The organism is Massilia consociata (genome assembly GCF_042432755.1).
GTDB lineage: Bacteria > Pseudomonadota > Gammaproteobacteria > Burkholderiales > Burkholderiaceae_D > Telluria > Telluria consociata.
Window position 1 is genome coordinate 206,843 of sequence record NZ_JBHLWP010000004.1, and the last position, 19,888, is coordinate 226,730.

Annotated in this window: 21 protein-coding genes and 3 tRNA genes; 11 read left to right on the forward strand and 13 right to left on the reverse strand. The window is 66.7% G+C overall.

What is annotated here, in order from left to right:
- Positions 1-10 precede the first annotated feature (10 nt).
- The 8 genes from ACFFJK_RS04070 to ACFFJK_RS04105 form a co-directional block, all read right to left on the reverse strand.
- A complete protein-coding gene (locus ACFFJK_RS04070; RefSeq protein ID WP_379677833.1) occupies positions 11-1,045 on the reverse strand; it encodes a glycosyltransferase in 1,035 nt (344 codons plus the stop codon).
- A gap of 6 nt (positions 1,046-1,051) precedes the next feature.
- The gene (locus tag ACFFJK_RS04075) at positions 1,052-2,080 is read right to left on the reverse strand and encodes a WavE lipopolysaccharide synthesis family protein (RefSeq protein WP_379677834.1); all 1,029 of its coding nucleotides are present in this window, start codon (positions 2,078-2,080) and stop codon (positions 1,052-1,054) included.
- Positions 2,077-3,102, reverse strand: coding sequence for a hypothetical protein (locus tag ACFFJK_RS04080; RefSeq protein ID WP_379677835.1), 1,026 nt, complete (start codon positions 3,100-3,102; stop codon positions 2,077-2,079). Before ACFFJK_RS04080 ends, ACFFJK_RS04075 begins: the two co-directional genes overlap by 4 nt.
- Positions 3,099-3,842, reverse strand: a complete 744-nt coding sequence (locus tag ACFFJK_RS04085) for a glycosyltransferase family protein (RefSeq protein WP_379677836.1) — start codon at positions 3,840-3,842, stop codon at positions 3,099-3,101. The genes ACFFJK_RS04080 and ACFFJK_RS04085 overlap by 4 nt, the downstream gene beginning before the upstream one ends.
- The gene (locus ACFFJK_RS04090) at positions 3,799-5,700 is read right to left on the reverse strand and encodes a phosphotransferase (protein ID WP_379677837.1); all 1,902 of its coding nucleotides are present in this window, start codon (positions 5,698-5,700) and stop codon (positions 3,799-3,801) included. The genes ACFFJK_RS04085 and ACFFJK_RS04090 overlap by 44 nt, the downstream gene beginning before the upstream one ends.
- Positions 5,701-6,081 carry an HAD family hydrolase gene (locus ACFFJK_RS04095; RefSeq protein WP_379677838.1) on the reverse strand — a complete coding sequence of 127 codons (381 nt, stop codon included), beginning with the start codon at positions 6,079-6,081 and terminating at the stop codon, positions 5,701-5,703.
- 73 nt (positions 6,082-6,154) lie between these two features.
- Complete coding sequence (locus ACFFJK_RS04100; RefSeq protein WP_379677839.1) at positions 6,155-6,874, reverse strand: ABC transporter ATP-binding protein; 720 nt, start codon at positions 6,872-6,874, stop codon at positions 6,155-6,157.
- 2 nt (positions 6,875-6,876) lie between these two features.
- Positions 6,877-7,707 carry an ABC transporter permease gene (locus ACFFJK_RS04105; RefSeq protein WP_379677841.1) on the reverse strand — a complete coding sequence of 277 codons (831 nt, stop codon included), beginning with the start codon at positions 7,705-7,707 and terminating at the stop codon, positions 6,877-6,879.
- 132 nt (positions 7,708-7,839) lie between these two features.
- Here ACFFJK_RS04105 and ACFFJK_RS04110 point away from each other — a divergent pair, with 132 nt between their 5' ends.
- Positions 7,840-8,013, forward strand: coding sequence for a hypothetical protein (locus tag ACFFJK_RS04110; protein ID WP_379677842.1), 174 nt, complete (start codon positions 7,840-7,842; stop codon positions 8,011-8,013).
- Complete coding sequence (locus tag ACFFJK_RS04115; protein WP_379677844.1) at positions 8,010-8,891, forward strand: glycosyltransferase family 2 protein; 882 nt, start codon at positions 8,010-8,012, stop codon at positions 8,889-8,891. The genes ACFFJK_RS04110 and ACFFJK_RS04115 overlap by 4 nt, the downstream gene beginning before the upstream one ends.
- Before the next feature lie 58 nt (positions 8,892-8,949).
- On the opposite strand, the gene ACFFJK_RS04120 is transcribed toward ACFFJK_RS04115, so the two are convergent.
- A complete protein-coding gene (locus tag ACFFJK_RS04120) occupies positions 8,950-9,462 on the reverse strand; it encodes a SixA phosphatase family protein (RefSeq protein WP_379677845.1) in 513 nt (170 codons plus the stop codon).
- A 218-nt stretch (positions 9,463-9,680) separates the two neighbouring features.
- On the opposite strand from ACFFJK_RS04120, the gene ACFFJK_RS04125 reads away from it, so the two are divergent.
- Complete coding sequence (locus ACFFJK_RS04125) at positions 9,681-10,286, forward strand: PEP-CTERM sorting domain-containing protein (protein ID WP_379677846.1); 606 nt, start codon at positions 9,681-9,683, stop codon at positions 10,284-10,286.
- A 195-nt stretch (positions 10,287-10,481) separates the two neighbouring features.
- Here the strand turns inward: ACFFJK_RS04125 and ACFFJK_RS04130 are convergent, their stop codons facing one another.
- The 4 genes from ACFFJK_RS04130 to ACFFJK_RS04145 all read right to left on the reverse strand — a co-directional run bounded on the left by ACFFJK_RS04130 (position 10,482) and on the right by ACFFJK_RS04145 (position 13,329).
- Positions 10,482-11,072, reverse strand: a complete 591-nt coding sequence (locus ACFFJK_RS04130) for a hypothetical protein (RefSeq protein WP_379677847.1) — start codon at positions 11,070-11,072, stop codon at positions 10,482-10,484.
- Between the two features lie 134 nt (positions 11,073-11,206).
- Entirely contained in the window at positions 11,207-12,127 is a 921-nt protein-coding gene (ttcA, locus tag ACFFJK_RS04135; RefSeq protein WP_379677848.1) for a tRNA 2-thiocytidine(32) synthetase TtcA, read from the reverse strand.
- The gene (locus ACFFJK_RS04140; RefSeq protein ID WP_379677849.1) at positions 12,124-12,522 is read right to left on the reverse strand and encodes a dihydroneopterin aldolase; all 399 of its coding nucleotides are present in this window, start codon (positions 12,520-12,522) and stop codon (positions 12,124-12,126) included. Before ACFFJK_RS04140 ends, ttcA begins: the two co-directional genes overlap by 4 nt.
- A 9-nt stretch (positions 12,523-12,531) precedes the next feature.
- A complete protein-coding gene (locus ACFFJK_RS04145; RefSeq protein WP_379677850.1) occupies positions 12,532-13,329 on the reverse strand; it encodes an SDR family oxidoreductase in 798 nt (265 codons plus the stop codon).
- Between the two features lie 62 nt (positions 13,330-13,391).
- Here ACFFJK_RS04145 and ACFFJK_RS04150 point away from each other — a divergent pair, with 62 nt between their 5' ends.
- From ACFFJK_RS04150 to ACFFJK_RS04185, 8 genes are all read left to right on the forward strand, one after another.
- Positions 13,392-14,540: a class I SAM-dependent methyltransferase gene (locus tag ACFFJK_RS04150; protein ID WP_379677851.1), complete on the forward strand. Its 1,149-nt coding sequence runs from the start codon at positions 13,392-13,394 to the stop codon at positions 14,538-14,540.
- A 106-nt stretch (positions 14,541-14,646) separates the two neighbouring features.
- Positions 14,647-15,627, forward strand: coding sequence for a J domain-containing protein (locus tag ACFFJK_RS04155; protein WP_379677852.1), 981 nt, complete (start codon positions 14,647-14,649; stop codon positions 15,625-15,627).
- 169 nt (positions 15,628-15,796) lie between these two features.
- On the forward strand, positions 15,797-17,467 hold the full coding sequence (locus tag ACFFJK_RS04160; protein ID WP_379677853.1) for a response regulator: 1,671 nt from the start codon (positions 15,797-15,799) through the stop codon (positions 17,465-17,467).
- Positions 17,468-17,470: 3 nt separating this feature from the next.
- On the forward strand, positions 17,471-19,012 hold the full coding sequence (locus ACFFJK_RS04165) for an HDOD domain-containing protein (protein ID WP_379677854.1): 1,542 nt from the start codon (positions 17,471-17,473) through the stop codon (positions 19,010-19,012).
- A gap of 367 nt (positions 19,013-19,379) precedes the next feature.
- Positions 19,380-19,464, forward strand: a tRNA-Tyr gene (locus tag ACFFJK_RS04170).
- 35 nt (positions 19,465-19,499) lie between these two features.
- Positions 19,500-19,573 (forward strand) — tRNA-Gly (locus ACFFJK_RS04175).
- A gap of 32 nt (positions 19,574-19,605) precedes the next feature.
- A tRNA-Thr gene (locus tag ACFFJK_RS04180) sits at positions 19,606-19,680 on the forward strand.
- An 85-nt stretch (positions 19,681-19,765) separates the two neighbouring features.
- The coding region (locus ACFFJK_RS04185) for a GTP-binding protein (protein WP_227803300.1) at positions 19,766-19,888 on the forward strand (123 nt) is incomplete at its 3' end.

A 19,888-nucleotide genomic window follows, 5' to 3' on the forward strand; every position in this document is an offset into this window, starting at 1 on the left:
GCTGCCGGGCTTACGGGGTCCTGCGCCAGTCGTCTTTCACCAATCCGTCCTTCACCAATCCGTCCTTCACCAGCCCCTCCTTGACCAGCCGTTCACGGCCGGCCTCCGGCTCGGGTACGCCGTCCGGCACCCGGCCGGCCAGGGTGCCGGGGAAGGCGCCCAGCCGGTTCGCCCAGCCGTCGGCCAGCGCCTGCCTGACAATACGCCAGGCGCCGTTCCGGAAGCGTCCCCTGCACCCCAGCCACAATCCCAGCCCCGTCAGGGTCGCGACGCCGGCTGCCAGCGCCGGCAGGCGTGCATGGCGGCGCGCCACCACGACCCGGTTACGCAGATTGTAGTAATGCCGTGCGCCGATTGGTCCGGCGCGCAGCCGGTTCCCGGGCAGGCGCAAGTGGTCGATGACGCTGCCTGGCACCAGCCAGAGGGCCCACCCGGCGCGGCGCAGGCGCAGGCAATAATCGGTATCGTCGTAGGACAGGAACAGGGCGGCGTCGGGCAGGCCGCACGCCCTGGCGGCCTGGGCTGATACCAGCAGGCCGACGAAGGACGCGGTGTCGACCGGCACGACGGCGCGGCGGTAGAGGGCCGGAGCGACCACGCGTTCGATGCCGCTGACCAGGCTGTAGCGGCGCCGATGGGCCAGCGCCAGGGCGCCGAATTCGATGACGGCCGGCGCCACGGCGCCTGGATATCCCAGCGGGCCCGCCGCCGGCGCCTCGAGTGCCCGCGTCAGTTGCGCCAGCGCGTCCGGGCGTGGTACGGCATCGTCGTCCAGCACCCAGATCCAGTCGCAGCCGCCGGCGAGCGCCTGGCGCATGCCGAGCGCGAAGCCGCCGGCGCCGCCGAGGTTGCCGGCCGGCCGCAATACCTCCACGCCGCCGGGGGCGCCGCTGAAGCGCGCCAGCACGGCGCCGGTTTCCGGCCCGCTGCCGTTGTCGACCACGACAATGTGTTCCGGTGGCCGGTGCTGGGCCTGCAGCGCCGCCAGCACCTGCTGCAGCAGCAGCGGGCGGTCCCGGGTGACGACGACGGCGACGATCCGCATGGCCGGCTACAGGTAGCGTGCGAGCCGGCCGACCATGCGGCGCACCGGCTCGTTGGCACGCTGCGGATCGAACAGCAGGGAATGCAGCAGGCGGCTGTGGCGAAAGGCGAGGGCGCTCAAGCGCTTGCTGCGCATCCGGTCCTGGATCAGCCGGCGCAGGCCGGCCGCATCCGCGAAGCCGGCCAGTTCCGGCCCCTGCAGCGCGACCCAGTCCAGGTGCATCAGGTTGTTCATGCACTGGAAGCGCGACCCGCCCACCCACGCATACTTGGGGAACACCAGTCCGATCTGCCACGGGTCGAGCAGCATCACTTCGTGGGCCATGAAGCGCGCATGGTCGCGCAGTACCGGCCCGGAAGCGTCGTTCAGCACCTGCGGGCAGGCGTAGCCGCGGGTGGCGGCGAACTGGGTGCACAGGTGCTGCTCGACGGCGAAGCGGGCCCGGAAACGGCGCTCGAAGATCGACGAGCCCGGTGGATGCGCGCGGTTCTCGTAATGGCGCGCATCGGCCGGGTCCATCGGCGCGGCCGACCAGTAGGCCTGCAACAATTCGGTGGGGCCGAAATGGAACCAGTCGCTCAGGTGGTAGGGCAGGCGTTCGAACATGGCCGGATCGAGCGTGAAGAACGAACAGGCCAGCAGCCGTTCGCGCCCGCCGTCGCGCCGGCGCTGTTCGGCCGCGAAGTCGAGGAAGCCCGCATGTTCGAGGAAGCAGTCGGTGCGCAGCTTGACCGCGTAGGGGGTACGCACGGCGGCGAGTCCGGCGCGCGTGCTGGCCAGTTGCCGGTTGGCGTTGTTGGCCTTGTCGTCGTCGAGCTTGAGCGGCGCCAGCGGCCCCGGGTCCGGGCTGAGCACGACGGTATCGACCCCCAGGTTGCGCGGCAGGTCGCTGCCTTCCCAGGTGGACAGGACGATGCGCGCGCCGGGCAGCGCCTGGCGCGTCAGGCGGATGTTGCGCAGGAAGGCATCGCGCTCGCGCGTGATGTAGGGCTTGAACGCGCCCTGGAACACGAGGGTGATGTCGGAGGTCTTCATGGCGCGACAGGCGGTTGTGGGGCAGGGGTGCCTGCTTCGGCGCGGATGCCGGAGCGGAAAGCGCGTGTGTCGGCCAATGCGTCGATGTGGCGGCGCAACGGGTGGTCGGGACGGCGCGGCACCCGCTTGACCCCGAACAGGCCGTGGCGCTCGAACACGCGCCACATGTTGTTCCCGTCCGACATCCATTCGTAGCGTGCGAGCCAGGCGACATCGTCGGCGGCAATGCGGTCGACCCAGCGCCGTCGTATCCGGTGAAAGCCGCTGCGGATCATCAGGTATTCGATCAGGCGGCGCGGAAAGTGCAGCGGATCGCCACGCCGGCCGATCAAGGGGTCGGCATAGCGCAGCACGCGCCAGAAGGCGCGGTCGAAGCGGTGCACTTCGGACAGCACGTAGGGGCGCCCGCCGATTGGCGCTCCCAGCGCATGGGCCACGGTGGCAAGCCAGACTTCCTCGCGCGGATAGGCGGTAGCGGGGGCGTCGCCGAGGTGGCGTTCGAGCAGGCGCGCCACCTCGAACAGCAGTGCCGCCTCGTAGCTGCTGCCCTCGGCCTGCGAACCTACCAGGCTTGCGCAGCCGAGCTGCCGGCACAGGGCCGCGAGCTGCTGGTCGGCCAGTGCCGGCGCGGCGAAGCGCCAGCGGCTGCCCGGGTGGATCGGGCGCGTCTGCAGAAAATTGCCGCCGCGTCCCAGCCATTCGGCCAGGCCGGGGCGCACCAGCATGTCGTTCGAGGCATGCAGGCAGATGCGGGTGGCTCCGCCGGCCCGGCGGATCCAGCCGATGTTGGCCAGGTGTGCATGGAGGATGCCGCCCCAGCGCGTGGCCAGGCGCACCGGATTGAGCACGACGTTGCTGCAGCCGGCAGCGCGCAGCGCGGTGTCCAGCTCGGGCAGGGTAAAACGGGCGTTGGCCGAGACGTGCAGCACGACGCGCGCCTCGGGCAGGAAGGCGGCGAAGTTCCTGGCCTGTCCTGCAACCACCTGCGGCTGCGTGTGCACGGGGAGCGATACGTAGATCAAAACAGGCTCCGTGCGCCGTCGTGCAACGCACGGTACTCCTGCGGGGTGCCGGCGAAGTGCACCTCGTGTGCGCCGACCTGGTGGTACATCACGCGCCCGCCCGCCGAGATCAGGTCGTTGTACAGGGGCGCGACGTACAGTTCACCCCACTGGCGCAGGAAGCGGCCGCCATCGCCCAGTGCGTGTTCGCAGCCGGCGGCAAAATCGGCCGCGCGCGAGAAATAGTACAGCCCGGTGCTGCACAGCGGCGAGATCCGGCGCTTTTCCGTGGTCTCGGCAACCAGGGGGTAGAAGGAGGTGGCGGGACGCACGAAGGACCAGTGCTCGCCCTCTCCGGCAAACACTTCCAGGTAACCGTCGCCGGCGCCCATCGCCTCCGGAAAACGGTAGTGCGGGCGGATGGTGTCGATGTTGAAGATGAGCAGGGCATCGCTGTCGCCGGCGCCGGCGCCTTCGAGGCCGCGCAGCACGGTTTCGGCCTGGCCGCGCGTGGTATCGTCCAGGCCGACCGTGACATAGTCTTCAAGGCCCAGCCTGTCGCACTCGCGGGCGATGAAGTCGCCGGCATCGTAGGCGTGACGGTGGACGAACACGAAGCGCTCACTGCCGAAATAGTGGTCGAACGAGCGCACGCAGCAGGCAAACAGCGTCTGTCCGCCGAGCGGGAGTTCATACTTGGGACGGGTGTAGCCGGCGTCAAAGAAACGGCGGCTCATTCCCGCCATCGGGATCACGATCATGCGCACTCCATTCGAGGTAAAGGCGGATGGCATTGGCCAGCAGGGCACGCTGGCGCTGCGGAACGTCGGCGTGCAGCGGCAGCATCGACAGGAACAGCAGCACCATGACGGGATAGCAGTCCCATGCGGCGGGCAGGCGTCCGGCGAAAGGCGTGGCCAGGAACAGCTCCCGGATCGGGCCGGTGCGTTGCGCGAGCACGCGAAACCGCAGCGCATGGCCGGGGCGCAGTTGCTCGTGCAGGCTGCCGGGCTGGCCCGATGACGGCTGGCCGGCCAGGCCGTACAGCGGGTCGTCCAGCATGGCGTGCATCGGAGCGCTGCGCTGCGCGTTCAGGTGCGCGCTCAGGGGGGTACCCGACTGTCCACTCGCGAGGCCACTCATTTGCGCCCCCTGGCGCGCGCCTGGCTGGCCGCCCATCCGGCTGCCCGCCTGCCCAGCCGGCTGCCCCCCTTGCCGGTTGCCCGGCGGGCTTCCCGACCACGCGCCCCGGCCGGCCCCTGGCTCAACATCCGGCTGGAAGTCCGCCTGTCCGTCGAGCACGAACCCGTCATCGTCTTCCAGCACGAAATGGCCGGCCACGATGTGGTCGTACAGCCCCAGGACCGAATGGGCAAGCTTGCCGATGTCGTAGCGCAGGTCGCCAAAGCAGGTCGGGCGGCCGCTGGCGTCGATTCCGCGCGGATCGATCGTCTTGACGCGGCCGGCACGGAAGTCGAACAGGATGTTGCTGAAGCAGAAATCGCCATGCAGGAAGCTCGCTTCGGACGCACCCGCTTCCACCGCCGCGCTGGCCTGTTCGGCGATGGTGCGCAGCGAAGGCGTGCGCACCCCGTTGAGCGCCCAACCGGCGTCGAGGTCGCATCCGGTCGCCGCCGCATACGCGTCGAGCCGGGCCAGGGTCTTGTCGCGGTAGGTCTGGCGGATGGCATCGCCCGACGGCGGCTGGTCCACCGGGACGGCACGCGCGGTGCGCAGGAAGGCGTCGGCGGCACGGAAGATCCGTCCCCAGACCCGTTCGGGCAGCCGGCCGAAGACGTACAGCTCGTTCAGGGTGGCCAGGTGCAGGTACTCGAGCTGGTAACCGCAGGTGCCTGCCGTGCGTCCGATATACGGGGCCAGGAAGGGCTTGACGGAGGGCGGTGCCCGTTCGAACCATTCGGCTTCGGCGGCGATCTTGGCCGTGTCGTCTCCCGTCTTGGTCACCACGCCCTCGGCCACGCGCAACTGGTTGAAGTGGCGCTGGGTGGTGACGGTGCGCTTGGAATCGAAATAGGTGTGCACGTGGCCGAAGTCGAGCCAATGGGCGACCGGCCAGTGCGCCAGGCCGACCTTGCGCTCGTAGGCAACGACCGAGGCGATGAAGTCGCCCCGTTCGGCCAGCAGTTCGCGCAGCCGTGCGGCATCCGAGAAGGCGAACATGCCAGTCCAGATGCCACCCGGCTGGCCGTGTGCGGGGATCTCGTGGTACCAGTCGTAGTACTCGTCGGTCTGGCCCACCGCCAGCCAGTCGCTGCCCTGGCGTGGCGGGTCGTCGATCAGGGTGTCGCCGTACAGGATCTCGATCGGCCCGGCGATGCCGTGCGTGGAGAGGAAGTCGTGCACCGCCCAGCCCAATGGGGCGCCGGCTTCGGTGCGGTACAGCGTGATGCCGCACGCATCCAGGCAGGCGGCATCGGCTTCGTCGAGCACGAAGTCACCCGGCACTGTCATGACCACTTGCGCATGGCGGGTGCCGTGGCGCCTGGCCTGGTAGGTGAACAGGCGCCGGTTGCCCACGGGAAGAAAAGCCGGGGGAATCCTGCCGAATTCAGCGTACAGCTCGCTGTCGACGTAGGCGCCGGAGGTGATGAGCAGCATTCAGGCCTCGCGCCGTTCGCCCGCCAGCAGGGCCGTGATGTCGGCGAGCGAGTAGCGCAGGAATTCCGACGGCCGCACTGCCTTGTCGTCGACGTAGAAGCCTTGCGTACCGCACCATGGCTTGCCGACGTGGAGCTCGTCGCATGGCACGCCGTGCCGCTTCAGCCAGTCGACGATGAGGGGTAGCGTGTGCAGGTTGATCTTGCCGATGTTGCCGTCATAGGTGCGCACATTACGGCTGGTGCTGATGACGATGTCGAAGCCGTCGCGCTGGTAATCGCGCAGGCGCGCGATCAGGGCCAGGTTGGGCAGGGCGTGGACATAGCCTTCGCCCGTCGAGTGGGCGATGGTTTCGTCGAGGTCGATAATGAGCCGTTTCATGCGTCAAGCATAGGTAGGGTGGGGAGAGGACTTCTGATCCATGTCTATCGTGCGCACGGGTGTTCGCAGCGGCCTACAACGCGTCGCCGTCGACTTCGCGCAACAGCCCGTGCTCGAGCCGGAAGAAGCGGCGGCAGTGGCGCTTGAGGGCCGTGATGTCGTGCGAGGCGAACACGAAAATGCGCACCGACGAGATCAGCTCTTCCATGCGGCTGGCGGCCTTCTGCTGGAACTCGGCGTCGCCGGCGCCGAAGATCTCGTCGACCAGCAGGATGTCCGGCCGGGTCGAGGTGGCCACCGCGAACATCAGGCGCGTGGCCATGCCCGCGGAATAGGTGCGCACCGGCAGGTGCAGGAACGGGCCGAGCTGGGTGAATTCCTCGATGTCCGGCATGCGTGCGCCGATCTCGCGCGTGCCGATCCCGAGCAGCATCGCCATGCGCCGGATATTCTCGTAGCCGCTCAGTTCGCTTTCCATGCCGGCGCCCAGCTCGAACACGGTGGCCACCCGGCCCTCGCGCACCACGGTGCCGGCCGATGGGCAGTACACCCCGGCCATGGTGCGCAGCAGGGTGCTCTTGCCGGCGCCGTTGTGCCCCAGCAGCCCGACGCTGTCGCCGTCGCCCAGCCTGAAGCTGGCGTCGCGCAGTGCCGTGACGAGCTGGATTCCCGCCCCTTCGGACTCGATGCGCCCGCCCGTCGATACCCGCACCAGGTGCCGGCGCAAGGACTTGGCGCGCACGTCGTAGACGGGATACTGGACCGTCACGCGGTCGAATTCGAGGCGGGCCATGATCAGATCCAGTAGGCGATGCGGTTGCGTTTGGCATTGAACAGCCACAGCGTGCCCACCCAGCCTGCCAGGCACAGCAGGGCATTGGTCAGCACGACGAACCCGGGCGGCGCCGTTCCCAGCAGCGGATAGCGCATCAGTTCGATGAAATGGCTGAACGGATTGAACCAGACGAACAGCGCGTTGAACGGCAGGTAGTCGGGCCGGTAGAACACCGGACTGAGGAACATCAGCAGCGGCATGGCGGCGGCGAGCACGTATTCAAGGTCGCGAAAGCGCGCGCCGAGCATGCTCAGCAGGAGCGCGATCCACAGCAGGTTGGCCGTCAGCAGCAGCAGGCAGGGCAGGGCCAGCAGGGTCTGGGGCGTGACGGCCACGTCGAACAGCAGCCCGACCACCAGCAGCACCGGCAGGTTGTGCGCAAAATTGATCAGGTGTTTGACCACCATCTGGATGGGCGGCATCGACAGCGGCATGCTGAGGTTGCGGATCAGCGCCGCCTGCCGCCAGTAGGTGGTGGTGGATTCGAGGATGCAACCGCTGAGCAGTTGCCACATGATCAGGCCGCAGGTGAGGGATGGCACGAAACTGGCGCGTTCCATGCGCAGCAATTCGCTCCAGACCAGGCCGAGGCCGAGCGTGCCTGCGGCAGTGCCGAGCGTCATCCAGAACGGCCCGAGCACGCTGCGCCGGTAGCGCGCGCGCAGGTCGCTGGCCGCGATGAAGGCGATCACGTGCAGCAGTTCCCAGGCGCGGCGCAGGTCGGTCAGGGCAGGCCCGGCCAGGACTTTGCGCACGCTGCCGTTCATGGTGGTGGAAGTGGTGATGGACATGAAGGGCGATTCTGGCGTGCCGTGTCCACACGTGGCTGATCTTGCGCAATCGCGCGCTATCCAGATGCAACTGCGCACCCTGCCACGCCGTCTGAGATGGCATGCGGCTGGAAGGCCGGCCCGGAGACCTTCATGGACGATTATCCGAAGCAGTACGCACGCATGCAGACGGCCCTTTATGGCGAATCGCTCACGGATGTCGAGGAGATCGCCGGCACTGACGACTGCCACGGCGCCTGCCCTGGATCAGGCGACGTCCGGCTCGTGCACATGGCCTTTTTCCACCTGCGCGGGCCGCGGAAATGAGCCCGGAACCAGTGCTGGCCAGCTGTTCGGTGGTGGCGTACGCGAATGCGCCCGAGCAGATCGAGCGCCTGCTGCGTGCGGTCGCCGGCAGCTGGCCGCGGCTGCTGGTCTACCTGGTCGAGAACTCCCCGAGCGACAGCCTGCGCAGCCTGGCGCCGCGCTTCGAGGCCCTGTACTGGCACCAGCCCGACAATCCCGGCTTCGGCCGCGCGCACAACCGCGCCATGCGCGCCGCGATGGAAGCCGGCAGCCGCTATCACTTCGTGCTCAACCCCGACATTCATTTTGCTCCCGACACCTTTCCACGCCTGTTGGGGTACATGGAAAGCCATCCCGACGTGGCGGTGCTGGCGCCGCGCATCTGCTTTCCCGACGGCCGCCTGCAACCGCTGTGCAAGCTGTTGCCGGCCCCGGTCGGCCTGGCGGTGCGGCGTTTCCTGCCGTGGCTGCACCGGCGCGCGGGAAGCCAGCGCGACTACGAGATGCATGCCAGCGGCTACGACCGCATCATGGATGTGCCGGTCCTGTCCGGCTGCTTCATGCTGATACGCACCGATGCGCTGGCCAGGGCCGGGCTGTTCGACGAACGCTTCTTCCTGTATTTCGAAGACGTCGACCTGTCACGGCGGCTGGCGCGTGTCGGGCGCACGGTGTTCTATCCGCACGTGACGGTGGTGCACGAGTATGGGCGCGGTTCCTACCACGACTGGCGGCTGCTGTGCCACCACACCGTGTCCGCGGTACGCTACTTCAACAAATGGGGCTGGTGGTTCGACGACGAGCGCGAACGGATCAACGCCGCGGCGCTCGGTGCCCTGCCGTCCGCCAAAGACGGCGCAGAGGTCGGGAGCGCCAGCCGTAACCCTCCTATCCCATGACTGAACGGCGGTGTTCGCACCGGCATGGCGGCGGCAGGCGCCGGCGCCCACGCCACGATTACGGCGTCGTGAACAGCACCGTATTCACGGCCCCGCCCGGCGTCGGCGTCAGCTGGTACAGCCGGTCGTATTCGTCATCCCCGATCTCCGCCCCCGGCACACCGCCGAACAGGCGCACCAGCTCCGGCAGCGTGTTCGAGTGCCCGACCACCAGCACCGCGCCGGTCAATCCCTTTACTTTTTCCACCAGTGCCTTCGGGTTGCGCGGATCGTAGAGCTGCACGGCCAGACCCGTGCGCTGTGCCAGGGGCTCGGCGGTCTGGCGCGTGCGCTTGGTCGACGTGCTGAAGATGCCGGTGATGCCGGCCCGATGCAGCAGGATCCCGACGTGCTGCGCCCGTGCGCGTCCTTGGGCGGTCAGTTCCGGATCGCCGTTCTCGCTCTGCTTTTCGCCGTGGCGCACCAGGTAGATGGCGCTCGGCTCGGCCATTGCCGCGCAGGGCGCAAGCAGGGCCAGGCTCAGGAACAGGCGCGGGGACAGGTGGCGGAACAGGCGGGCGGGCAGTCTCATTGGCATCCTCTTCTAGGTATGGGGGATGAAAAAACGCAGGGTAACACGGCTGCGATTTCCTTCCGGCGGATTGCGCCATGCTGCTGAGTTGCTTTTTGGTGCACACAATTGGTGCAGTCGCGACACGCGCTGCAGCCGGCGCTACTCTATTGTCGAGGCCGCCCGGCGATTGGTGCCGACAGGCTTCAGTCGTGCACTTTCTACAGGAGGAGAGTGAAATGGGAAAACGACGCTTGCTGGCCGCAGCGCTGGCGCTGGCGGTGACAGGGGTGCACGGCCAGGAAATCACCTGGCGGGTGGACTTTTTGGAAATCAGCGGCCGGTCGTATACCTTTACCTGGGGCCAGGATCCGGTGCCGCCTTTCACCCGGACCACCTTGAGTGGCCTGGTCAAGGGCGAGGACCGTAACCGCGACGGCTGGCTCGACATGTCGGAGCTGAGCGAACTCAGGTTCGGTAACGATGGCATCACCGGCAACTACGTCACTTGCGAGGCTCCAGACGATTACAGCAATACCTGTTCGCTGAGCCACTTCCGGTTCGCGCCCGACGGGCCGCTCGGGCCCGTCTTCGAGATGACCGGGCAGTGGTACCAGCGCACATGGTACGGGGGCGAGTTCAATGCGAGTGTCCAGACCGGCGAGGTATACCGCTACGAGTTCTACCGGCAGCGGTATGGCACCTATTACTGGACCGAGGACACCACCCTGCAGGTGACCCAGGTATCCGCGGTACCCGAGCCGGCGAGCGGCCTGATGCTGGTGGCAGGCCTGGCGGCGGTGCTCGGCGCGCGCCGCTGGCGGGTGCGTCCGGCCTGGAGTTAGGGGCTGCCTGACAAGAACGGGCTGGAGTCCGCATTTCCGTAGGGTTTATGGCTTCGCCGTACACGTGTTCAATCAGGGAATGAACAGCCGCCCGTCAAACGGAAGGGTGCTGAACGCGCGGTCGGCACAGCCGGCCTCCGTACGAACCTCGATCCGAATTACCTTGTAGCGGCTTGACACTCCGTTAGACAGACCCTAGGCTCGCGCCGGCCGGTGCAGCCGTCGCCGCATCACCGGCGCCAGGAGCACCAGGCCGGCCAATGCCAGCGCCGGTGCGGACGGCTCCGGCACCGGGGCGATGCTGAAGACGGTCTGGTCGGTCCAGAGCATGCTGGTGTACCAGTCGTCGCCCGGCTGGTCCCAGTACCAGTAATGTTCGTCGCCCGTCCTGGTAAAGCCTCTTGTGCGGAAGTCCGGCATCTGGCCACCTGGGTTGCTCCAGGTCCAATTGGTGGCGAAGGACAATTGATGGTCGGGCGTAAAGCTGAAGTGTTCGATCGAACAGGTCTCGTAGGCATCGTTGCGGCAGCCAGCAAAGATCTTGCCGGCAAAGACGAACTCGCTCAATTCACCTTTCGTCACGACGCCGTCACCGTCCGTATCGCTGCCGGTGAAGTAGCCGGTGAGCGTGGCCTCGGGCCAGAAGGCCGTCGCCTGACTCGGCGAGGTAGTAATGAAGCCGGTCCAGGCGAAATTCCAGGAATCGACCGGCGTCATCGTGGTATTGGCTGCTGCGGATGTGGCAGCCAGCGCCAGGACGGCACCACACAAGGACTTGTTTTGCATCTCGCCTCCCGAGGTCCATGCACAGGACAGGTCCGCCCATCTTAGCAGCGGATCCGGCAACGACCTGTTGCGCACACATCACTCCTTGCTGCACCCGGCCAAGGCGGCGGCAGATGCCGCCGCCTCGTCGCAATCTACAACTGCTGCAGTGAGATCGTATTGTTCGCCGGCGTCGAGCACGGCTCTTCATCAAAAGCGATGTCGCCCAGCGGGTTCGGCAGGCCGTCCGTCTTGAGGTCGACAAACCCGAACAGGTTGCGGTCCTGCAGGTGCGAAGGCACCACGGTGCTCAGGGACGAGAACACGTTCTCCACGCGCCCCGGGTGCTTCTTTTCCCAGTCGCGCAGCATGGCCTTGATCTGCTTGCGCTGCAGGTTTTCCTGCGAGCCGCACAGGTCGCACGGGATGATCGGGAAGCCTTTGACTTCCGCATAGCGCTCGGTGTCCGCTTCCTTCACATAGGCCAGCGGGCGGATCACCATGTGCTTGCCGTCGTCCGAGACCAGCTTGGCCGGCATGCCCTTCAGCTTCCCGCCGAAGAACATATTCAGGAAGAAGGTTTCGAGGATGTCGTCGCGGTGGTGGCCCAGGGCGATCTTGTTGCAGCCCAGCTCGTCCGCCACGCGGTACAGGATGCCGCGCCGCAGCCTGGAGCAGAGCGAGCAGGTGGTCTTGCCCTCCGGGATCAGGCGCTTGACGATGCTGTAAGTATCCTGATTCTCGATGTGGTACGGCACACCGAGTTTGTCCAGGTAGGCAGGCAGCACCTCGGCAGGGAAGTTCGGCTGCTTCTGGTCGAGGTTGACTGCGACGATGTCGAAGTGGATCGGCGCGCGCTCGCGCAAGGTCATCAGGATGTCGAGCAGGGCGTAGCTGTCCTTGCCGCCCGACAGGCAGACCATCACCTTGTCGCCGTCTTCGATCATGTTGAAGTCGCCGATCGCCTGGCCCACCAGGCGGCACAGGCGCTTGTGCAGCTTGTTGTTTTCGAACGCCACCTTCTCCGCCTTCCTGGCGGCATCGGGGTTCAGTTGGTCGAGATCCGCTTCGCTCATGCTTCTTCCTTCATCTGGAACACTTCCACGCCCACGCCCTCGCAGTCCGGATAGACGTCCGGCTTCATGGTCGAGACGCGCGCGGCGCGCACGCGCGGATGGGTCAGCATCGCCTTGACCACGTCGTCGCACAGGGTTTCCTGCAGGTGGATGTGGCCTTTCGAGACGCGCCTGGCGATCGTTTCGCGCATGAAGTCGTAGTCGACCACTTCCGACAACTGGTCGGCCTTCGGGGTCGACTGCTCGAGCGGGATGTACAGGTCGACGTTGATCAGGACACGCTGTTCCGCCGTCTTTTCGAAGTCATGCACGCCGATGTTGATCATGACTTCGTAATTGCGCAGGAACAGCCGGCGGCAGTCGCGCAAGCTCGGGTGGATCAGGGCGGATAACATGGTAATGCCTTATGTATGGTTATTGGTGGGTTCGGTCAGGAACATCACGTCGCGCGGCGAGGCCATCAGGTGCTGGCCGCCGTCGACCAGCAAGGTGGTGCCGGTCAGGGCGCGCGCGCCGGCGGCGTACACGACCGCGTCGGCGATGTCCTGCGGGGTCGAGGAACGCTGCAGCGGCGTCATCCGGTGCGCCTTGCTGAAACCTTCCTCGGTCTGGTCGCCCGACACCATCGTGATGCCGGGCGCCACGCCGACCACGCGCACCGAGGGCGCCAGCGCCTGCGCCAGCATCGTGGTGGCCGTGTGCAGCGCCGCCTTCGACAGCGTGTACGACAGAAAATCCGGGTTGAGATTGTACAGTTTCTGGTCCAGCAGGTTGATTACCACCGACTGGGAACCGACCGGCGTGATGGCGTGCAAGGCTTGCGCCAGCAGCAGCGGTGCTGCGACGTTCGCTCCCATGTGCGTGGCCAGCAAGGCCGGGGAGAAGCTCGTGGCACTGTCGTATTCAAACAACGATGCGTTGTTGACCACGCAATGGATCACGCCCAGTTCCCGGGCCACGCGGCCGGGCAGGGCGCGCACCGCCGCCTCGTCCAGCAGGTCGCACTGCAGCAGCGCGGCGCGCCGCCCGAGCGCCCGGATCGACTCGGCGGTTTCGACCGCTTCCCGTTCGGAATGGCGGTAATGCACGGCGACGTCCCAGCCGGCGGCGGCCAGGCCGAGCGCGATGGCGCGGCCCAGGCGGCGGCCGGCGCCGGTCACGAGCGCCACTTTGGGGGAAGCGTTTGCGGTGTGGTCCGTCATCGTTGGCTTGCAGGACGTTGTTGATCTAGGCTGGTTTGGCAACTGTTCGCTACAATGCGGGCATGTCCCTGCCCGCACCCGCTCCCGACGCGCTCGCCGCGTCCCACTCCCTGCAACAACTGATCGCCGCCGAGATCGAACAGCTCGGCGGAGCGATGGCGTTTTCACGGTTCATGGAACTGGCGCTGTATGCGCCCAGGCTCGGGTATTACAGCGGCGGCGCCTCCAAGCTGGGGGCGAGCGGCGACTTCACGACCGCGCCCGAGATGTCGTCCCTGTTCGGGGCAACGCTGGCGCGCGCGGCCGCCGCTATTATCGCCCAAAGCGCGCCCGACATCATCGAATTCGGCGCCGGCACCGGCAAGCTGGCGCGCGACGTCCTGGCCGCCCTCGAGCGGATGGGCGTGCAGGTCAACTCGTACACGATCATCGAACTGTCGGGCGAGCTGCGCGCGCGCCAGCAGGAAGCCTTGCAGGACCTGCCCCAGGTCCGCTGGCGCGACGACATGCCGGAAAGCTTCAGCGGCGTGGTGCTGGCCAACGAGGTGCTCGACGCGATGCCGGTGGAACTCGTCGTCCGCAACGAAGGCAGCTGGCAGCGCCAGATGGTGACGGTGCACGAGGGCGCCTTCGCCTTCGTGCAGCAAGCGCTGCCGCAGCACCTGGCGGAGCAGGTGGCGCGCCAGATTCCCGATGCCGAGCTGCTGCCCGACGGCTACGTGACCGAAATCCACCCGGTGGCGCAAGGTTTCATGGCTTCGCTGGCCGGCATGATGAAAGGCGGCCGTGGCGCCGCCATCCTGCTCGACTACGGCTTCCCGGCGCACGAGTACTACCTCGACCAGCGCATGGGCGGCACCCTGATGTGCCATTACCGCCACCATTCCCATCCCGATCCGTTTTATTTGCCGGGCCTGCAGGACATTACCGCCCACGTCGATTTCACGGCCATGGCGCTGGCGTCCCAGGACGCCGGGCTGCCGGTGCTGGCCTACATGAACCAGGCTTCGTTCCTGCTTGCCTGCGGCATCGGCGAGCTGCTGCAGGAGCTCGATCCACTTGATGCGCTGCGTTACCTGCCGCAGTCGAAGGCGGTGCAGAAACTGGTGTCGCCGGCCGAGATGGGTGAACTGTTCAAGGTATTGGTGGTCGGTAAAGACGTGGACTTGCCGGAAGCAATCGTGCGGGCGGATCGGACGCACCGCCTGTAGAATTTTTGACATCTTGCGCTCTGGATACAAATCCGGCTAAGCTGTACCACCCTGCAACACGCGCACCGGATCAGCAAGGACGACAACAGCGGGTACCCCTGACAACATGGCCAAGATCCACACCCACTATGACAACCTGAAGGTCGCGCGCGGCGCGCCGCAGGAAGTCATTCGTGCGGCGTACAAGGCCCTCAGCCAGAAGTATCACCCCGACAAGAATCCGGGCGACGAGAAGGCCGCCCGCATCATGGCGATCGTCAACACCGCCTACAACACCCTGTCCGACCCGGTACGCCGCAAGGAGCACGACGAGTGGATCGCGTCCGAGGAGTGGGAAGTCGAATGGCTGGAGAGCACCGGTACCGAAGAGACCGGCAGCAACGGCCGCGCCCGCCCGGAAAGCTGGGAGGCACGCCCTGCGGAACCGCAGCCGCGCGGCAGCCTGCTGCGCGACCCGCGCTGGTGGCTGGGCCTGACCACCTGCTTCGTGGCCGGCGCCGCGGCCGCGGTGCTGCTGGTGGAGCCGGAACCCGGCAAGCTGCCGCCTGCCCTGGCCTGGGCCGGCAAGCCGGAGCCGGCCACTGCCGCCGTCACGGAGGCCCGGCCGGACGAGCTCGGCGCCGACACCAGCACCGAAGGCTGGGCCCGCCGCTTCGGCGGCGAGGGCAAGGAACCGCCACCCGAGATCAAGGCGCTCGCCGTCACCCAGCTGGTGGTGCCGGCCAGGGCGCCCGACTGCGGCACCGACCTGCAGACCCTGACGGCGCCGAGCGGCGACCCGTGGCCGGCCGAGTCCGGCTACCTGCCGGGCTACCCGTTCGGCAACAGCGGCAGCGAGATGCAGGTCATGATCGACAACAGCGCCAACGCCTCGCCGATCTTCGTCAAGCTGTACGACCTCGACCGCCGCTCGAACGTGCGCCACGCCTTCGTGCAGCCGCGCGCGACTTTCCTGATCGACAAGCTCACGGCCGGCAAATACGAAGTCCGTTACCAGAACATCATCGTCGGCGACGGCAGGTCCGAATGCATCAACGGCCGCCGCACGCCGCTGCGCCAGGCTGCCGCCTTCTCCCCGGGCGGCTGATCCACTTCGGCTGTCTCTTTTTCCCAGCATCAACTGCCGGTTCGGGCAGCCTCTTTACCCAATTCAACTATTTCGTTCCCTGGCCGTAATATACTGGACCGCTCAGTGCGGTCCATACGGCGCGCCCATGTAGCAGCTGCCCACGCCCAACGCAGGCTTACGGAATCCCATGAACGAACTGGAAGGCCTCACGGCCCTGATCATCGAGCCCCATGCGGGCATGCGTGCCAATGTGCACAGCATGCTCAACATGTGCGGGCTCACGCGCATCGAGCACGCCAGTTCGTCGAACCAGGCGATCAAGCACCTGGGCTTGCGCAGCTTCGACCTGATCCTGTGCGAATACGACCTCGAAGGCGGCCAGGACGGCCAGCAGTTGCTCGAGGACATGCGCCACCACAAGCTGATGCCGCTGGCGACCATGTTCTTCATGGTCACCGCCGAGGGCAACCACAGCAAGGTCGTCAGCGCCGCCGAGCTGGCGCCGACCGACTACGTCCTGAAACCGTTTACCGCCGACCGGCTGCTGGAACGCATCGCCCGCGCCCTCGACAAGCGGGCCGCCTTCATGCCCGTGTACACCCTGATGGAAGCCGGCGACCAGCGCGACGCGGTGGAGGCCTGCATCGCCGGCCAGCGCCTGCACCCGCGCCATGCGGTCGATTTCCTGCGCCTGCGCGCCGAACTGCACATGTTCCTGGGCGAGCCCGAGCAGGCCGAGCCGATCTACCGCCAGCTCATCGAGGTCAAGGCCATCGCCTGGGCGCGCCTCGGCCTGGCCAAGACCCTGTTCCTGCGCAGGCAGTTCGACGAAGCCAAGGGGGTGCTGCAGGAACTGGTCGACGGCAACCGCAATTTCGTCGATGCCTACGACTGGCTGGCGCGCACCCACGCGGCAGTCGGCGACCTGGCGCAATCGCAGGCCGTCCTGGCCGATGCGGTGGCGGTGTCGCCGCACGCGGTGCGCCGCCTGCGCACCCTGGGCGAGACCGCCTTCGAGGCCGGCGACACCGGGGCCGCCGAGAAGGCGCTCAAGCAGGTGCTGGCCAAGGCCAGGTATTCCGAATTCCGCGACCCCGAAGACCACGTCAAGCTGGTGCGCACCCTGGTGAGGAAGGGCGATCCGGTAGCGGCCGCTTCGGTCATCCGCGACCTCGAGCGCTCGATGGGCGGGCGCCCCAATACCACCCTGTGCAGCGCGATCTCGTCGGCACTGCTGCACGAGTACACCGGCAACACGGCGCGCCTGAGCGAGGCGCTCGCGACCGCCCTGGGCGCCTGCAGGGAGGCGCCCGGATTGTCGGCCGACCTCAAGCTGGAGCTGGCGCGCGCCTGCCTCGAGAACGACATGGAAGAGGGCGGCGCCGAGCTGGTGCGCGAAGTCATGCGCAACGCGTCGAACGATGCCGGCATGGCGCGCGCCATGGGCGTGCTCGAAAGCGCGGGCTTCCCCGACCTGGCGCGCACGCTGGCGCAGGAGAGCCGCCAGCACGTGGTCGACCTGGTGGCCGACGGCGCCGCCCGCGCCCGGGGCGGCGACTACAAGGGCGCGGTGAACCTGATGCTGGAAGCGGCGGCCAAGCTGCCGAGCAACCCCTCGGTGGCCTTCAACGCCGCGCTGGCGCTGCTGCGCTGCCTCGAGCACGAAGGCTGGGAAGACCGGCTCGGCCAGCAGGTGACGGGCCTGATCGGCAACGTGCGCCAGCTCGACCCGGGCAACCCCAAGCTCGGCGCCCTCTCGGCGCTGCACCACCAGGTGCTCAGGAAATACGACCGCAATGGGCAAGGCCGCGTCGTCAAGGCCGCTCCGGTCCAGAAAGCAATCCAGGAAAGCAGATAAGTAATGAACGAATTTTCCGCGCCGTCCGAAGGCGCGACCCGCCGCGTGCGTGCCGCCTTGATGCACAAGGTGTGCGGCGACGAAGAGATGTTCGCCCTCGGCGCCTCGATCGCCCGGGTGATCGAGATGGCGTCCAGCGACGACCAGGGCACCCACGACCTGGCTTATTACGTGGTGTCGGACGTGGCCCTGACCCAGCGCATCCTGCGCCTGTCGAACACCATCCAGTACCGCACCGCGTCCGGCACGCCGGTCACCACGATCTCGCGCGCGATCTCGTTGCTCGGCTTCGACAACGTCAAGGCCACGGCGCTGGCGATGCTGCTGGTCGATGCGCTGGACAGCTCGGAACACGCGGGCAGCGTACGCGTGGAGCTGGAAGCGGCACTGTGCGCCAGCCTGGTGGGGCGCGAGATGGCGCGCCACAGTTTTTACCAGGGCGCCGAGGAAGCGGCCATCTGCGCCCTGTTCAAGAACCTCGGCCCGCTGCTAGTGGCCAGCCACGAGCACGAGCGCTACCGCGAGATCGCGGCCCTGGTCGCCGGCGGCAAGCACACGGCCGGCCAGGCCTCGCAGATGATCCTCGGCTGCAGCTACGACATGCTGTCGCAGGCGGTGCTCACCGAGTGGAAGATCCCGGACGTGATCGTGCGCGCCCAGGCCGCCTTGCCGCCCACCGGCATACGGATGGCAGGCAACCGCGGCGAGTGGATGCGCCAAGTGGCCTCCTTCGGCCTCGACGTGGCGCGCCTGCTGGCGCAGACCCACGAACCCGCCGGTACCCTGGCGGCGGCGAGCCTGCAGGCACGCTATGGCGAGGCGCTCGGCCTGGACGGCGCGCGCATGGAGGAATTGATGGCGGCAGTGCAGGAAGGCATGCGCGGCCTGCTGGAGAGCATGAACATGCAGCCGGCGCCCAAGACCGTACCCCAGGCGGCCAAGGACGGGTTGCCCGATGTGCTGCTGCTGGCCACGCTCGATGCGGGCGAGCAGGAGCAGGATGGTTGCCACCCGAGCGGCAAGCCGAAGAACGCCCGCGAGCTGCTGCTGGCAGGCGTGCAGGACGTGACCCAGCTGCGCGCATCCGGACAGGGCAAGCTCAACGACGTGGTGCTGGCGGTACTCGAAACCCTGTACGGCGCACTGGGATTTCGTTTTGCCACCGTGTGCCTCAAAGATGCGCGCACCGGGCAGTACCGGGCGCGGCTGGCGCTGGGCGAGGACGGCAGCCGTCTGCAGGCGGGCTTCGCGTTCCCCACCGCCGCCGCGCGCGACCTGTTTCACCTCGCAATGGAAAACGATGCCGACCTGATGATCTCGGACGCCTCCAGCCCGAAGATCCGCGACCTGCTGCCCGAGTGGCACCGCAAGCTGCTGCCCGACGCGCGCAGCTTCATCGTGCTGCCGCTGGTGGTGGGCAAGGCCCAGCTGGGCTTGCTCTATGCGGACCGCGCCAATACGGCACCCGAAGGCGTGCCGCCGGACGAGACCGCCCTGATCAAGGCGCTCAAGGGGCAGGTTCTGGCGGCGCTGGGGCAGGGGTGACCGCGCACCACTGCACTCTTTTTCTTCCGTTAGCAGAAAAACCGTCGTTCCCGCGAAGGTGGAACCCGATGCCATTGTCCGGTGCCGGATGCATACGGTAAAGCGCCCACGGTGCGCCAAAAACTTGGATTCCCGCCTTCGCGGAAATGACGTCTTGATGCTTGGAGCCGAAAAACTGGTGCCTGAATGCATGTTCGAAACGGCTTTTCGAACATTCCCTGCAATTCCCGCAAAATCACCCTTGTGGTTTTGCATCCCTCCCGTTACAATCACGCCCCGAAGCAACGCTGCTATGCGAAGCGGTCAAAGCCCGCTGAAACTTAGTTGACAATACGTTGAGCTTGCTTCATACTCTGCGGTTCTTCGCGGTGGGGTGGCCGAGTGGTTAAAGGCAGCAGACTGTAAATCTGCCCTCTCTGAGTACGCTGGTTCGAATCCAGCCCCCACCACCAAAAGAAGAGTCGAAGGAATTGAAAGGTTGTACCTCGCGGGTGTAGCTCAATGGTAGAGCAGAAGCCTTCCAAGCTTACGACGAGGGTTCGATTCCCTTCACCCGCTCCAGTTAGTGCGGTGTTTCTAACCGCAAAAAATAAGCCCTTGTAGCTCAGTGGTAGAGCACTCCCTTGGTAAGGGAGAGGCCACGTGTTCAATCCACGTCAAGGGCACCAGAATTTTGCACGGCAGTCCGTAGTACTCGTCCGTCAGGTGTGCCTGGTAATTCTCAAAAAAATCGTTAGATCTTAGGAGTCTGAAATGGCAAAGGAAAAATTCGAACGGACCAAGCCGCACGTCAACGTCGGCACCATCGGTCACGTTGACCACGGCAAAACCACCCTGACGGCTGCAATCGCAACCGTTCTGTCGAAGAAGTTCGGC